The sequence below is a fragment of the Pseudomonas sp. IPO3774 genome (assembly GCF_013386835.1).
In the GTDB taxonomy this organism is placed as follows: domain Bacteria; phylum Pseudomonadota; class Gammaproteobacteria; order Pseudomonadales; family Pseudomonadaceae; genus Aquipseudomonas.
In genome coordinates, this window is the sequence record NZ_JACAQY010000048.1 from 47,511 (window position 1) to 62,110 (window position 14,600).

The window sequence follows — 14,600 nt, forward strand, 5'->3', positions numbered from 1 at the left end:
GCTCATCCTTGGCGGCCATAGACCGTCCTTGTGACCTTCTTTGAAGGCTTGCTCGGCGTGGCCGAAGCAGACGTATTTCTAACACTTTATAAGATTTCTGGAGGGATGAGCACTTAGCTAGGCACAACAATGCCGGCTCTCCAAGAACTAAGTCGATCTTCTGGAAGTAGGGATGAGGTCTGCAACGTCGGCGCGGCACTAGTTCAGCATTTCTGCGTGCACGAGATCCCACGTTCCATCGCAGTATCGAGTCGAACCGTCATGCAGACGTCACAATTACAGACTATCGGGGTCGCCGAAAAACATCTGAATCCGCGACCTTAACCACCGTTCCCCCGGATCATTGTCCTGTGACCCACGCCACGCCATGTGCAATTCAAAGGTGCGCACCGGCAGTGGCGGCTCCTCAGCCCGCAAGCCACCCGCTGAAGTCAACGCTTCAGCGGCATAGTCCGGCACGGTCGCGACAATATCGGTGCCCGCCAGCAATGTCCCGAGCCCATTGAACTGCGGCACAGCCAGGACTACGTGGCGCTTGCGGCCCAGTTTTTCCAGTTCTTCATCCAGAAACCCGCTCAAATCCCCGGCAAACGACACCAGAGCATGGGGCCGGGCGCAGAAGTCATCCAGGCTCATGGAGCCCGGCATGCTGTCGGCTCGCAACAGCATCGGCTTGCTGCGGCGCAGGACTTTGCGTTTGGCGTTGGCTGGCAAATCGGTGGTGTAGCTCACGCCGATGGAGATTTCGCCGGAGGCCAGCAGGCCGGGCATCAGGATGTAGTTGACGCGGCGCACTACCAGCACGATGCCGGGGGCTTCGGCCCGCAGGCGCTTGAGCAGCAGCGGCAGCAGGGCGAATTCGACGTCGTCCGACAGGCCGATGCGGAATACCGCGGTGCTGGTGGCCGGGTCGAATTCGGAGGCGCGGCTGACGGCCGTGGAAATCGAGTCCAGGGCCGGGGAGAGCAGGGCGAAGATTTCTACCGCACGGGCCGAGGGCTCCATGCTGCGTCCGGTACGCACGAACAACGGGTCGTCGAACAGGCCGCGCAGGCGTGACAGGGCTGCGCTGATGGCCGGCTGGCCAAGGAACAGTTTCTCGGCAGCGCGGGTCACACTGCGCTCATGCATCAAGGTTTCGAATACGATCAACAGGTTGAGGTCGACACGACGCAGGTCGTTACGGTTCATCTTGTGTCCCAGGCGGCGTCAGTAAACTTGACGGGAGCGGTCATATAAGAACAATGACCGGCATGAATCTTACGGGGAAAGGCTGGTACTCTGCACCGGCTAATTCAGTTTTCCTACATGGCTTGGCACCTTTTCCGTATGTGCGGAATCAATGACAGGCATGTCGACTATTAACGGCGACCGGTGGTCTTGCCCCGAAAGCCCAGATAGAGTTCATGGCAATAGAGGTTACTTTGACGAGGTTTGCGATGTCCCGCACGATCCGTTTTCACAAGTTTGGTCCGGCCGAGGTGCTCAAATGCGAAGAGCATGCAGCCGCTAAGCCCGCACCGGGCGAAGTGCAGGTGCGCGTCGAGGCGATTGGCATCAGCTGGTACGACATTCTGTGGCGCCAGAACCTGGCGTCGTCCCATGCCCGCTTGCCTTCCGGCCTTGGCCATGAAATGGCCGGCGTGGTTGTGGCCGTTGGCGAGGGTGTCGACGACCTGGCGGTGGGTGACAAGGTCGCCAGCTTCCCGGCCGAGAGCCCGAATGACTACCCGGTGTACGGCGAACAGATCGTCCTGCCGCGCTCGGCGCTGACCCGCTACCCGGATGTCCTGAGCCCGATCGAAGCCAGCGTGCACTACACGCCGCTGCTGATTGCCTACTTTGCGTACATGGACCTGGCGCGGGTCAAACCCGGGCAATTCGCCCTGGTAACGGACGCCAGCCACTGTGCCGGCCCATCGTTCGTGCAACTGGGCAAAGCCCTGGGTGTGCGGGTGATTGCTGCGACCAAGACCAGTGATGAGCGCGAATACCTGCTGTCCCTCGGGGCCGAGAAGGTCATCGTCACCGAAGAGCAGGACCTGCTGATGCAAGTCAACAAGTTCACCGACAACCGCGGCGTAGACGTGGTGTTCGATGGCTTGGGTGGCCCGCAGATGTCGTTGCTGGGTGATGTGCTGGCGCCGCGTGGCAGCCTGGTGCTGTACGGCCTGCAAGGTGGCAACCAGACGCCATTCCCGGCCTGTGCGGCGTTCCAGAAGAACATTCAGTTCTTTGTGCACTGCATCGGCAACTTCACCGGCAAACCGGAACTGGGCATCATCCAGGACCAGGTGGCCTTGCAGCGAGCCTTGCGTGACATCAACCAACTGACCGCCGACAAGGTGCTGGTACCGCTGAAAACCACGGTATTTCCGTTCAGCCAGTTCGTTGAAGCGCACCGCTATATGGACGAATGTCCGTGCCGTGAACGGGTTGCCTTGCAGGTAGAAACTGTTTGATCTGTGGGAATATTCTCAAGCGAGTATTCCTGCCCCCGGGCGCATGGGGCAAATGCGCCATTTGACAGGACTTAACCTGCCCACCGCTTGAATCGGGATTTCAGCACTTCAGCCCGATAAACCAGATGTATGCCCCTGACGCCGCCCTGAATCCCAGCGCGGCGTTGTCGTGTCTGCACACTCGATACCCCATGCAAGCCCCCATCTGAACCGGTTTTAGCCGGCGTTCTGTATCTGTTAATCATTATTCAAGTGCCGATAATTGCCCCGTCACTTTTATCTCAAGGATTGAGCAATGATTGAATATATGAAATCACCCCGTACATCCGTCAAGCCCAATAATGTTTCCCATGGCTGTTTTGCCGGAACATCAATATTGAAGTGGGTTATGTCGGATGCTTCTCTAGTTTGTAAGTTAAAGCAGCGTAGGAAGTTGTCAGAGCGTTCCTAAGACTTTCGGTTTGGGCTGCGTGCCCCTTGGCTTGGCGCCTTTTCGGGACTGGAAGCCCCCAAAGGCAGGCCTGGCAGGTAGGGCCCGGTGCTAATCTCCATTGAATGTCACATGTTGTAACGCCCCTACAGAAACAACAGGTCAGGCAAATGCCGTCAACGATTGCCCGAAACTGATATTTCAACTCAGGTAGTAGAACTATGAGCGCTATTCACGAACAAGCCATGAACTATGTCTATCAACAAGTATTGCAACGCTTGATAGGGCATTTCTCTCGAACAGAACGTACCTCGCTCCAGTTATTGATTCAACGAATCGTGGTAGCGGCAGGCGGCATGGAGCGGATCGGTGAATACAAGGTGCTGGTCGCTCACGGCGCAGGCGCCGGCAGCAGCTATGTCCTGGCGTTGTTGCGCGCAGCCCAGCTGACGCTTGCAGGCCGGGCGCCGCGGACGTTTCAACTGCGGGTCGCGACCTTGCGCCATGCCGGCATGTCGCAAAATGCCCTGGACACGCTGCACCGCGGCTACAGCGCGCTGTTCCTGCATGACGATGCGCGTGTCGAATTGCTGATGGTCGAGAATCAGGAAGTCTTGCCGTTCAACCACCTGCGGCCGGCCTCCAGTGCGGCGCGCGATACCAGCCGGCGCAATATGCTGATGGTGGGGCACCTGACCTCGGGAGATCTTCGCCAAACCCTGTGCAACGACGCCTACCTGGCCCTCGGTGACTTTTACCAGCGCGTCACCACCTGCAATGGGGGCGTGCACGCGCTGGTCAGCGGTGACTCCGCGCGCAAGCAGCGGGAGTACCTGGCGTGGCTGAAGAAGGCTGCGCTGGCGAGCGGTGCAGAGGTCCCGCCGCGCCAGCCTCTGGTGCTCAGCGGACTGTTCGCGGGCATGGATGAGTGGAGCAACGCCTATTACTGCGACCTTTACGGCGAGCGTTACGCCGTCGCCGATAAGTCCGACACGGACAACCATCGCCACTTGGCCTATATCGGCGCTGCCGACCTTAAGGACGCGGCCGAATACTCCTCCGGGCCGCTGTTGCGTCAGTTCATGGGCTATGAACCGGACGAGTTTGGCTTTCATTTCAGCCACGCGAGCTATGCGAACCCGTTGCTGATGGCCCATCTGCGGGGCTTGCAGGCCGAGTGCCTGCGGGAACTGGATTACGAGGAGGGCGCACAGGGCTTCATGCAGCAGGCCGCGCTGTTCATGCGGCGCAAGCAGATTCCCGAACACCTGATTGCCCAGGCAGCGACCCAGGATGGCCGAGCGCTGGCGGCCGACTACGCCCAGGCGATGTTCCGATTGGATGAAAGCCAACTGAACTGCCTGATGTTTTCGCCGTTTATCCGTCACGGCGAGCGTCTCGAAAGCTTTTTGCGCCAATGTCACCCCGGCATGCTGGTGGCGCTCCCCGAGCTGCACAAGGCGCTGCAAGGCAAGCCGGTGGCCGAGATGCTGGTGCAATGGGCCATCGACACCAGCGGGTTGCCGATCGACCTGCTGCAACATCTCTATCGCAAGCGGCCAGCCACCGGCGTGCCGGGCATGGCCGAGACGCCACAGCAAGGTGCGCCCGCCCTGGCAGCCTACCAACTGGCGGGGCGTTAAGCGGGTGGCGGCGGGTGACCAGCGATGAACCTCAGGGACGACCGGCAAACCGACTTCGCCTACCAGGCGGTGTATCGCTACATGATCAACCTCATCGGCGAGGTGGGCACGGATGCCCGGGTAAAACTGCCATCATTGCGGCAGCTGGCGGAGCGCCTGAATGTGTCGATCTCGACCATTCAATACGCTTACTCGTTGCTCGAGAAGGAGGGCCGGGTGTACTCGGTGCCCAAGTCGGGCTACTACGCCTGGCCGGTATTGAATAGACCGCCAGGCAGCAGCGGTGGCGACCTGCTGGAGCGCCTCTATGCCAGTGCGCGACGCCCGGGAATGCGCGTGCTCAGCGCCGATGAGCCGGCACTTGCGGCGTCACTGGACGCAGCGCTGTTGCTGCTCGAGCGCGAACTGTTGCGGCATTACCCGCATCATCTGCAGCCATGGTCGCAGCCCTGTGGTGTGTGGGAACTGCGGGCGACGCTCGCGGCGCGCTATACCTCGTCGCCGACCCGTTGCTGGCAGGCGGACGAGGTATACCTCGGCGCCGACTTGCGCGGGGTACTGGAAATCCTGATCGAGGTGCTGGGTCTCAAGGGCGCTGCGATCATCGTCGAATCCCCGTGTGACTGGCTGATCCTGCGGTTGTTGCAGAGGGCAGGCGTGAGGGTTCTCGAATTGCCATTCACGGCGGACGACGGCCTGGACCTGGGGTTGTTCGAGCACTTGCTCAGCACCGAGCCGGTGCAGCTGGCGTTGCTGTCATCCGGTGTCAGCCTGCCGTCCGGCGTAGTCCTGTCCACCCATGACCGCCTGCAGCTAGTGCGATTGCTGGACCAGCATGGCTGTTGGTTGTTAGAAAATGACAGCCATGGTGACCTCGGCTTCGGGCAGCCAATCACCGCGTTACGGGACCTGGCCAATCCCGAGCGGCTGATGGTGTTTTCCACGTTCGAGAAGATGCTCGGGCCGGAAGCGCCGTTTGGCTATTTGCTGTCGCGCCACCTCAGCGGCGAGCTGCAGCGCCAGTTCCTGTTGCGCGCATTCCGGTTGTCCTCTATCCGCCAGCGCGCGATTGCGCGGCTCTATCAAAGCGGGCGCATCGACCAGCATCTGCGGGAGTTGCGACCGCAACTCAAAGAGCAGGCCCGGCTCATGGGCCTGCGGCTGGACACGCATCTGGGCAACCAGGTGAGCTACCGAATGCCCGCCGCTGGCGCGACCTTCTGGTTGCGCTCAGAGGCCCCGGTGGATATGCGCCAGGTGTTCCAGCGCCTGCTCACCCGGCAGGTGGTGATTGCGCCGGGGGAGTTGTTCAGCCTCAGTGGCCTGCACTGCCAGCATCTGCGGCTGAGCCATGCCGTTGACGGCGCCCATAACCTGGAGAATGCCCTGGATGAACTGGCTCTGGCGCTCAGGCAGGCACAGACCGGCGCTGAATGAAATTTCGCTGATTGCTGTAGGATTTATAACGTCGCGGAGCAGTCCAAGTCCCAGTAAACTGCACTTTTTTCCGAATCCTTCTCTTTCCGAGGTTTATGCATGACTCTCAGTCCTTTTGCGGGCAAGCCGGCACCAGCTCAATTGCTGGTAGACATCCCGCGACTGGTAACGGCCTATTACACCGGCCAGCCTGATGCAGCGATCTCCACCCAGCGCGTCGCCTTTGGTACCTCAGGACACCGCGGCAGCTCGTTCGACCTCAGCTTCAATGAATGGCACGTGCTTGCCATCAGCCAGGCCATTTGCCTGTACCGTGAAGCCCAGGGCATCAACGGCCCGCTGTTTGTCGGCCTCGACACCCACGCGTTGTCCACCCCGGCCGGCGCCGGTGCGCTGGAAGTGCTGGCCGCCAATGGCGTGCACGTGATGCTCGCCGAAGGCGATGAGTACACCCCGACACCGGCGATTTCCCACGCCATCATTTGCTACAACCGCGGCCGCACCAGTGGTTTGGCCGACGGCATCGTGATCACGCCGTCCCACAACCCGCCACAAAGCGGCGGCTACAAGTACAACCCGCCCAACGGCGGCCCGGCCGACACCCACATCACCAAGTGGATCGAAGCCAAGGCTAACGAACTGCTGGCCAATAAGCTGGCCGGGGTCAAGCGCATCACCCATGCCCAGGCGCTGAAGGCCGACACCACTCATCGCCACGACTACCTCAACACCTACGTGGCCGACCTGGTCAACGTCATCGACTTCGATGCCATCCGCAACGCTGGCTTGCGCCTGGGCGTCGATCCGCTGGGCGGAGCAGGGGTGCGCTACTGGTCGGCCATCGCCGAGCATCACCGCCTGAACCTCGACGTGGTGAACACCGAAGTGGATTCGACCTTCCGCTTCATGAGCGTCGACTGGGACGGCCAGATCCGCATGGACCCGTCCTCCAGCTACGCCATGCAGGGGTTGATCGGCCTCAAGGACCGTTATGACGTGGCCTTCGCCTGCGACCCGGACCACGACCGCCATGGCATCGTGACGCCGTCCGGTGGCTTGCTGGCGCCGAACAACTACCTGGCCGTGTCCATCGACTACCTGTTCCAGAACCGCCCCGAATGGCGCGCTGATGCTGCGGTGGGCAAGACCGTGGTCAGCAGCGGCTTGATTGATCGCGTGGCCAAGCGCATTGGCCGTCGCCTGTACGAAGTGCCGGTGGGCTTCAAGTGGTTTGCCGATGGCCTGTTTGACGGTTCGCTGGGTTTTGGTGGCGAAGAAAGTGCCGGCGCCTCGTTCCTTCGCAAGGACGGCAGCGTGTGGAGCACTGACAAGGACGGTTTGATCCCGGCGCTGCTGGCGGCGGAAATGACCTCGCGCAAAGGCCAGGACCCAAGCCAGATTTATCGCGGGCTGACCGATGCACTGGGTGAGCCGTTCGCCATTCGGGTGGATGCCAAGGCGACTCCGGCGCAGAAGGCCTTGTTGGGCAAGCTGTCGCCAGACCAGGTGACGTCCACGCAGTTGGCCGGGGAAAGCATCCAGCAGATCCTCAGCCACGCGCCGGGCAATGACCAGGCGATCGGCGGGCTGAAAGTCATGACTGAAAACGGTTGGTTTGCCGCACGGCCATCGGGCACCGAGGACATCTACAAGATCTACGCCGAGAGCTTTATCGGCGAAGATCACCTCAAGCAACTGGTGGAAGAGGCCCAGGTGTTGGTAGACGGGGCGATCTCGGCTAACTGATACGCAACCTATGACTGATTAACCTGTGGCGAGGGAGCTTGCTCCCGCCGGACTGCGCAGCAGTCCCATTTTTGGGGGCGCTTCGCACCCCAGCGGGAGCAAGCTCCCTTGCCACATTCAAGCTCGGTCAGGCGAGGTCGACCAACACGATCTCGCTGTCCTCAACCGCTGTCACCCGCAGTACCTGCTCATCCTCAACCGCCACACCGTCTCGAGCTTGTGCACGCAAGCCATTGACTTCAATCACCCCGGTGGCCGGTACCAGGTACGCCCGGCGTCCGTTGTCCAGCCGATACTCGGCACTTTCACCGGCTTTCAGGTTTGCCGCTACCAAGCGTGCATCGGCCCGAATCCGCAGGCTTTCGCTGTCTCCGGCCTTGCCACTGGCCAGGGTCACAAAACCTTCGCGGTCACCTTTCGGAAACGGCTTCGCGCCCCACGACGGCGGCAAACCGGCCTCATTGGGTATGATCCAGATCTGGAAAATCTTGGTCGGCGTAGCTTCCAGGTTGTACTCGCTGTGGGCGATCCCGGTGCCGGCGCTCATTACCTGGACGTCGCCGGCCTCGGTGCGGCCCTGGTTGCCCAGGTTGTCGGCATGGCTGATGGCGCCTTCACGCACATAGGTGATGATTTCCATGTCCCGGTGGGGGTGCTGCGGGAAGCCGGTGCCCGGTGCGATGAGGTCATCGTTCCACACCCGCAGGTTGCCCCAGTGCATGCGCTTGGGGTCATGGTATTCGGCAAACGAGAAGTGGTGGTGAGCGTCCAGCCAACCGTGATTGGCGCCGCCCAGGGTGTTGAAAGGTCGAAGTTCAAGCATGATCGTCTCCTGTGGATGGGAGCCATCATCCAGCAGCGCCAGATCGATAAAAAGCGTAAAAAATGCTGGATTCCTATCGAATGCTTCGATGCCGATGCTCAGGACTTGTCTTCACTTCATCGCCTAACTGCATGAGCGCAAAGCAATTGGCTGGAACTGTGGGGCATTTGCGGCGACCATAGGGCTCTTGTCCGAGTTAAAGCATCGCAGGAGTCCGCGTGCCGCAACACACCCCCGATCTGCCTCCCGAACTGCGGCCACTGGCCGAAATGCCCCTGTTGAAACGGCTCGCCGCCCGATTATTTGGTCACGGCCTGACGCGCCTGCGGGCACAGCACCGTTTCTCATGGCTGCATGGCCAGGCCGACGGCTTTCGCAGTGGCCACACGGCCGGCGTGGAGTATGGCTATAAGGAAGGCAAGGCGGATGGTATCGAAGAAGGCCGCCAGGTCCTGCTGATTCGTGACTTCCGGCCGGATGAGCACACTGCGCCGGGTGTTGACGACAATCTGTTCGATGATTGGCGCCTGCCGCTGACCGCCGAGTTGAAAAAACGCATCAAGGCTGATGTGGCGCGCCTGCTGCCGGCCCATGCCCAGCCGAGTGCGGCGCAATGGAAGATGATTTTCAGCGATACGCCGTCCACCTCGGTGATCGCCGGCGCCGGCGCGGGTAAATCCACCTCGCTGGTGCTGCGTATCCTGCTGCTGACCCATTACCTGGGCTTCGAGCTGAGCTCGATGACGGTGGTGACCTTCACCCGTGAGTCGCGCAAGGACTTCATCAACAAGCTCATGGAAATTCTCGCCTTGTGGGGCCAACCCCTTGGTATGAAAGAAGCGCAAGCGGTGGTGCGGACCTTTCACTCACGCATCCTGCCAATGGTGCGCAGCCTGCCGGGCCTTGAACGGCTGCAGGCGTTCGAGAACCTCAATGCGCGGACCGAAGCGGGCTTTGATGAGGCCGACAGCAACCCCTTCGAATTGCGGATCAACGACGCCCAGCGCCAGCAACTGAATGCCTGCTATCACCGGCTGCATGGCCGCCATGAACGCTTCCGCGAACTGATCGCCCCGCTGGCGCGCCATGCCCTGCAACTCAAGGAGCTGGAGCGCGATCACCCGGACGTGCAAAAACGCGTGGCGGTGACCGAACTGGCGGCCAAGCGCGATGAAGAACTCTGCGATGTGATCGAAGACCTGTGGTTTCGTGCCGGCGCCTGGCCGATCAAGGGCATCGAGCCCAATCGCCAGACGTTCGATATCAACGGCGCGAAGTTTCACTGCCATGGCTACATTGCCGAACTGGATGCCTGGGTCGTACTGGGCTTCGACCCGCGGGAAAATGCCCAGGTCAGTCGACCCGGGTCCAAGCTGTCAGTACGTGCCGAATGGGCGGTAAAGCGAACCCTATTTCAAGCTTTCTGTCGTAAATCATTGATATGGCTAGAAAGCTACGAGTCTTCCAAGCGGCTTTTAAGCAGCCTGGCAGGTGACGCAACAGCGGGCCCGGGCTTCGATTACAAGGTCAAGGGCGAGCTGGGTTCGGCACCGTTGCTGGACAGCTTTGTTGCCGCCGCCGGGTTCATCGAGAACCTCGGGCTGGATGTGCCCACCGCCGTGGGCAAGATGAGTTTTGCCAAGGATGATCCAGACCGTTTTTACTTCGAGGCACTGAGCATTTTCTGGAAGGCCCTCGAAGATCACTTGCTGGACCAGTCGCCACCGGTCATGACCTACAACCGGATGTTCTCGCTGTTTGGCGAAAACACCCCGGAGAACCTGAAGTTGCTCAGCGACCCGCTGCTACGGCCGATGTCGCACCTGATGATCGACGAATTCCAGGACGTATCGCCGCAGATCGTCTCGTGGATCCGGGCCAGCCTGCGGGAGATCCGCAGCCGCGGGCCGGCCATGCACGTGGGGCGTGGGGCCCAGCGCTCTTCGCTGTTGTGCGTGGGCGATGACTGGCAGTCGATCTATGGCTGGCGTGGCAGTTCGCCCAAGTATTTCATGGAGTTCAACAAGGAGTTCCCGTCACCCACGACCACCCGGGTGATGCTGGGCGAGAACTACCGCAGCCATCAGCACGTGATCGATGCTGCCGAGCACATTGTGCGGGCGGCCCCGGCCATCAGCGGTAAGAAAGCCAAGGCCAGTGGAACCGCGAAGGAGTTGGTGCCGGTCACGGTGCGTGACCGTGACGATGCGGCGCTGGGCCAACAACTGCTGGCGCACTATCAAAAAGGTGACTCGGTGTTAATGCTGTATCGAAAAAGCAGCGATAAGTCATTGATTAAAGAGCATATTCAGTCGATAGTTAATGTGGATTCTAGTTTGCCGTACGGCAGCCGCCGGCTCAAGCAACTGACTTATCACAGCGCCAAGGGCCTGCAAGCGGATGCGGTATTCCTGCTGGGCGACTGCCAGCACTTGACCAGTTCGCCGTACAAGAACCAGGTCTACCGCATGGCAGGACTGGGCAAGGACGGCGATACCGAAGCTTACGACAGCGCGCAGAAAGACGAAGTGCTGCGCCTGGCCTACGTGGGCATTACCCGGGCGGTGAGCCATTGCTATTGGTATGTCGACGCCCAGGATGGCCAAGGGGTGAATGTGCCAAAGGCTTCGGACCGGGTTGCCGGGGACAAACCGTTTTTTGACGACCAGCGCATCAGCAAATCATAAGGGATGACGTTGAATCCTGTGGCGAGGGAGCTTGCTGTGGCGAGGGAGCTTGCTCCCGCTGGAGTGCGCAGCGCTCCCAGGATTTTGGGGCTGCTACGCAACCCAGCGGGAGCAAGCTCCCTCGCCACAGGATACCTGCGTTGCCAGATCAAGCCCGCAGCGACAGCGGCGGCACAAACGACTCCAGTTCATCCTCAACCGCCTCGATGATCCGCTCCACGTCCGCAGCGTTCATCACCGTGGCGCAAGGGATACCGGCAATTGCAATCAGGGTTTCCCCGCTGGCGCGGTCGAACAGGCGGGCGATCATACTGCCGGGAGCATCCATGCTCGCCTCAAAGCCCATGGGATGAAAGTGCCAGCGCATCAACTGGCAGGCGTTGGGGAATGTCACTTTGTTCATGTTGCCCACCTTGTTCATTGAGCGCTTCCTTTAGCTCGCTGCAGGGGCGCCATGACCGTCACTGGTCCTGGCCGTCGTGAGCACTAAAAATAGCATTCGTTCGCATCGGGCATGGGAGTTTTTTCGTCCCGTCCGGCAGTTGTTTTCAATAACGTTGATATGGGTCACGTGCTGCGTGGTATTAAGCGAAAGGCCATTAGTCGGAAATATCAAATGGCCGTTGAGCGGGTACGGGCAGTTGGGCAAGCTGCCTCTTTTTTCACCGGCGTAGAGCGCTCAATGCAAGACATCATTCCGGATGACTCCCAGAAAACCCAAGCTACGGCCAAGCTGGTACTGCGTCACCATCTGTGCTGGCGGGATCGGGACCTGGATGGAGTGATGTCGTACTACCATCCGGACATCCAGTACCACGATTTCTTCCAGAACCGCGTGGTGGGTGCCGGCGAGCTGCGCGAATACCTGCAAGCCAGCATGCCCCGTGGCGCCGACGAAGCGATCGAACACACCGACCGCATCCGCGCCGACGGCGACACCGCGTTCATCCAATACCGCATCACCTTGCGTGGCGGCCAGGGCCTGGTGTCGTTTCGCACCAGCGAAGCGATTACCGTGCGCGATGGCTTGATCTGGCGGGTCAACGAGTACGCCTCCCTGGTCCACGAGCAGTCTGCCAGCCGCCGCGAGACCACACGCCCGACCGTCAGCCGCCTGGGCCTGTCGCCGCAGCAACTGAGCTACATGGCCAACGACCTGCAACAGTACTTCGAGCGCCAGCAACCCTATCTTGACCCGGAACTGGACCTGCAACGGGTGGCGAAGGAGTGCGGGTACAGCCGCAACCAGATTTCCTACCTGTTGAACCAGGTGCTGGGGCAAAGTTTTTATCGCTACGTCAACCAGGCACGCCTCCAGCATTTGCTGGCTGCACTGGAAATGGCCGCGCCGCCGATCCGCATCGACGAACTGGCGTTTGCCGCCGGCTTCAATTCGACGTCGGCGTTCTACAGCAGCTTCCGCCAGCACACCGGCCAGTCGCCCAAGGCCTACGTCAAACAAATTTCCCTGCGTGCACGCGCGCAAGACAGCCCCTGAGGCCAGGCTCTAGGATCACTGCCATCGAAGTGTGGTGGTGGAGCTTGGCATGCCTGCATGGCGCAATATCAGTTTATGGATGGACCAGCTGGACGAGCCGCTGCTGGCACGCGCGTCCCTGGAGCAGGACCTGGACGTCAACGTGGCCATCATCGGCGCCGGCTACACCGGGCTCTGGACCGCGTATTACCTGAAGCGCCAGGCGCCCGAGCTGAAAATCGCAATCATCGAGGCGCAAACCGCCGGGTTCGGTGCCTCGGGCCGTAACGGCGGCTGGCTGATGGGCAACCTGCTGGGAGAGGACCGCCTGTTGGCCGGCCTGACCCCGGAACAGCGCCGGGCCTCGTTCGACCTGCTGCACGCCATCCCCGACGAAGTCGCGCAAGTGATCGAGCGCGAAGGCATCGACTGCGACTACCGCAAGGGTGGTGTGCTGTATTGCGCCGCGCGCTACCCCGAACAGGAAGCCACCCTGCGTGCGTACCTGGCCAAACTTCACAGCCAGGGCCTGACCGACGACGATTACCGTTGGCTTGGCCCGCAACAACTGGCCGAGCAGATCCGTATCGCCAAGCCTTATGGTGGCATCTATGCACCCCACGTTGCCACGATTCACCCGGCCAAGCTGGTGCGCGGCCTGGCGCGGTTGGTGGAGCGGATGGGCGTCAAGATCTACGAAAACAGTCCCGTCACTCATTGGCAGTCCGGCAGCCTGCGCACGGACAAAGCCTCGGTGCGCGCCTCCTGGGTGGTGCCGGCGGTGGAAGGGTATGCCACCACGCTGGCTCCGCTGGGGCGCTATCAGTTGCCGGTGCAAAGCCTGATCGTTGCCACCGAGCCGTTGCCGGCCAGCACCTGGGACGAGATCGGCCTGAATCGTGGCCAGGCGTTCGGCGAGAGCAGCCGGCAAGTGACTTACGGCCAGCGTTCGGCGGACAACCGCCTGGTGTTCGGCGCTCGCGGGGGTTATCAGTTTGCCGGCAAGTTGCGGCACAACTTCGAGCTCACCGACAGCGAAGTCGAACTGCGTCGCTATCTGTTCGGCGAACTGTTCCCGCAGCTCAAGAATGTCCGGATCACCCACGCCTGGGGCGGCAACCTGGGCATGTCCCGGCGCTTCAAGCCGCACATGCTCTGCGATCACGCGGCAGGCATCGCCCTGGCCGGTGGTTACGGCGGCGAGGGCGTAGGCGCCAGCAACCTCGGTGGCCGCACCCTGGCGGACTTGATCCTGGGGCTCGATACGCCGTTGGTTCGCCAGCCATGGGTGATTCAGCCGGGCCGGCTGGACGGGCTCAAAGCCTGGGAACCGGAACCCTGCCGCTGGCTGGGCTACAACGCGATCATCCGCAGTTTTGTGCATGAGGACCAGGTGTTGGCCAACCCCAATACCGCCCCGTGGCGCCGCAAACTGGCCAGCGGGGTTGCCGGGTTCATGGAAGGTTTCATGCACTAAGTCGTTTCAATCACCACAGGTATGAACATGAGCATTACCCAGTTCAAAGACACACTCAGCGCCCATTTGCCGGACTCCTCGCCCGTCGCCGTGCCACTGGGCACACCGGTGGCGGTGGCCTCGACCTTGAGCGTGGAACGTAGCGACGGCGTCGAAACCGGCATCTGGGAATGCACGCCCGGGCGCTGGCGCCGGCAGATCAAAGCCCAGGAGTTTTGCCACTTTATCCAGGGACGGTGCACCTTCACCCCCGACAACGGGGAAATGCTCCACATAGAAGCCGGCGACGCACTGATGTTGCCGGCCAACAGCACCGGTATCTGGGACATCCAGGAAACCGTGCGCAAGACCTATGTATTGATCCTCTGATTCTTTGATCTTTGATCGCCTGCCATAAAAACAGCCCTAAAACCGCCAG

General features: G+C 61.0%; 11 protein-coding genes. 8 read left to right on the forward strand and 3 right to left on the reverse strand.

Features of this window, described 5'->3' with window-relative positions; translation table 11 throughout:
* Positions 1-276 precede the first annotated feature (276 nt).
* Complete coding sequence (locus HYE77_RS24070) at positions 277-1,191, reverse strand: LysR family transcriptional regulator (protein ID WP_003217142.1); 915 nt, start codon at positions 1,189-1,191, stop codon at positions 277-279.
* 248 nt (positions 1,192-1,439) lie between these two features.
* Between HYE77_RS24070 and HYE77_RS24075 the strand changes: the two genes are divergently transcribed.
* The 4 genes from HYE77_RS24075 to pgm all read left to right on the forward strand — a co-directional run bounded on the left by HYE77_RS24075 (position 1,440) and on the right by pgm (position 7,718).
* On the forward strand, positions 1,440-2,462 hold the full coding sequence (locus HYE77_RS24075) for a zinc-dependent alcohol dehydrogenase family protein (RefSeq protein WP_003217140.1): 1,023 nt from the start codon (positions 1,440-1,442) through the stop codon (positions 2,460-2,462).
* Positions 2,463-3,113: 651 nt separating this feature from the next.
* Positions 3,114-4,535, forward strand: a complete 1,422-nt coding sequence (locus HYE77_RS24080; RefSeq protein WP_177069529.1) for a hypothetical protein — start codon at positions 3,114-3,116, stop codon at positions 4,533-4,535.
* A 24-nt stretch (positions 4,536-4,559) separates the two neighbouring features.
* Positions 4,560-5,972 (forward strand): PLP-dependent aminotransferase family protein, encoded by a 1,413-nt coding sequence (locus HYE77_RS24085; RefSeq protein ID WP_177069531.1) that lies wholly within the window; start codon positions 4,560-4,562, stop codon positions 5,970-5,972.
* Positions 5,973-6,071: 99 nt separating this feature from the next.
* Positions 6,072-7,718 carry a phosphoglucomutase (alpha-D-glucose-1,6-bisphosphate-dependent) gene (pgm, locus tag HYE77_RS24090; protein ID WP_177069533.1) on the forward strand — a complete coding sequence of 549 codons (1,647 nt, stop codon included), beginning with the start codon at positions 6,072-6,074 and terminating at the stop codon, positions 7,716-7,718.
* Between the two features lie 127 nt (positions 7,719-7,845).
* On the opposite strand, the gene HYE77_RS24095 is transcribed toward pgm, so the two are convergent.
* Positions 7,846-8,541 carry a pirin family protein gene (locus HYE77_RS24095; RefSeq protein WP_003217133.1) on the reverse strand — a complete coding sequence of 232 codons (696 nt, stop codon included), beginning with the start codon at positions 8,539-8,541 and terminating at the stop codon, positions 7,846-7,848.
* A 218-nt stretch (positions 8,542-8,759) separates the two neighbouring features.
* Between HYE77_RS24095 and HYE77_RS24100 the strand changes: the two genes are divergently transcribed.
* Positions 8,760-11,228, forward strand: coding sequence for a UvrD-helicase domain-containing protein (locus HYE77_RS24100; protein ID WP_177069535.1), 2,469 nt, complete (start codon positions 8,760-8,762; stop codon positions 11,226-11,228).
* A gap of 148 nt (positions 11,229-11,376) precedes the next feature.
* Here the strand turns inward: HYE77_RS24100 and HYE77_RS24105 are convergent, their stop codons facing one another.
* A complete protein-coding gene (locus HYE77_RS24105; RefSeq protein WP_003217129.1) occupies positions 11,377-11,649 on the reverse strand; it encodes a DUF1652 domain-containing protein in 273 nt (90 codons plus the stop codon).
* Positions 11,650-11,910: 261 nt separating this feature from the next.
* Between HYE77_RS24105 and HYE77_RS24110 the strand changes: the two genes are divergently transcribed.
* The 3 genes from HYE77_RS24110 to HYE77_RS24120 are packed head-to-tail and all read left to right on the forward strand — an operon-like array spanning position 11,911 to position 14,551.
* Positions 11,911-12,726 (forward strand): AraC family transcriptional regulator, encoded by an 816-nt coding sequence (locus HYE77_RS24110; RefSeq protein WP_003217127.1) that lies wholly within the window; start codon positions 11,911-11,913, stop codon positions 12,724-12,726.
* 49 nt (positions 12,727-12,775) lie between these two features.
* Positions 12,776-14,182, forward strand: a complete 1,407-nt coding sequence (locus tag HYE77_RS24115; RefSeq protein WP_177069537.1) for an FAD-binding oxidoreductase — start codon at positions 12,776-12,778, stop codon at positions 14,180-14,182.
* Between the two features lie 27 nt (positions 14,183-14,209).
* A complete protein-coding gene (locus HYE77_RS24120; RefSeq protein WP_003217122.1) occupies positions 14,210-14,551 on the forward strand; it encodes a cupin domain-containing protein in 342 nt (113 codons plus the stop codon).
* Positions 14,552-14,600 lie beyond the last annotated feature (49 nt).

What these genes read in the sequence shown, in the direction of transcription:
- HYE77_RS24120 (WP_003217122.1), top strand. Translation starts at nt 14,210, where the DNA reads ATGAGCATTACCCAGTTCAAAGACACACTCAGCGCCCATTTGCCGGAC.
- HYE77_RS24095 (WP_003217133.1), bottom strand. Translation starts at nt 8,541, where the DNA reads ATGCTTGAACTTCGACCTTTCAACACCCTGGGCGGCGCCAATCACGGT.
- HYE77_RS24110 (WP_003217127.1), top strand. Translation starts at nt 11,911, where the DNA reads ATGCAAGACATCATTCCGGATGACTCCCAGAAAACCCAAGCTACGGCC.
- HYE77_RS24075 (WP_003217140.1), top strand. Translation starts at nt 1,440, where the DNA reads ATGTCCCGCACGATCCGTTTTCACAAGTTTGGTCCGGCCGAGGTGCTC.
- HYE77_RS24080 (WP_177069529.1), top strand. Translation starts at nt 3,114, where the DNA reads ATGAGCGCTATTCACGAACAAGCCATGAACTATGTCTATCAACAAGTA.
- pgm (WP_177069533.1), top strand. Translation starts at nt 6,072, where the DNA reads ATGACTCTCAGTCCTTTTGCGGGCAAGCCGGCACCAGCTCAATTGCTG.
- HYE77_RS24085 (WP_177069531.1), top strand. Translation starts at nt 4,560, where the DNA reads ATGAACCTCAGGGACGACCGGCAAACCGACTTCGCCTACCAGGCGGTG.
- HYE77_RS24105 (WP_003217129.1), bottom strand. Translation starts at nt 11,649, where the DNA reads ATGAACAAGGTGGGCAACATGAACAAAGTGACATTCCCCAACGCCTGC.
- HYE77_RS24070 (WP_003217142.1), bottom strand. Translation starts at nt 1,191, where the DNA reads ATGAACCGTAACGACCTGCGTCGTGTCGACCTCAACCTGTTGATCGTA.
- HYE77_RS24115 (WP_177069537.1), top strand. Translation starts at nt 12,776, where the DNA reads ATGCCTGCATGGCGCAATATCAGTTTATGGATGGACCAGCTGGACGAG.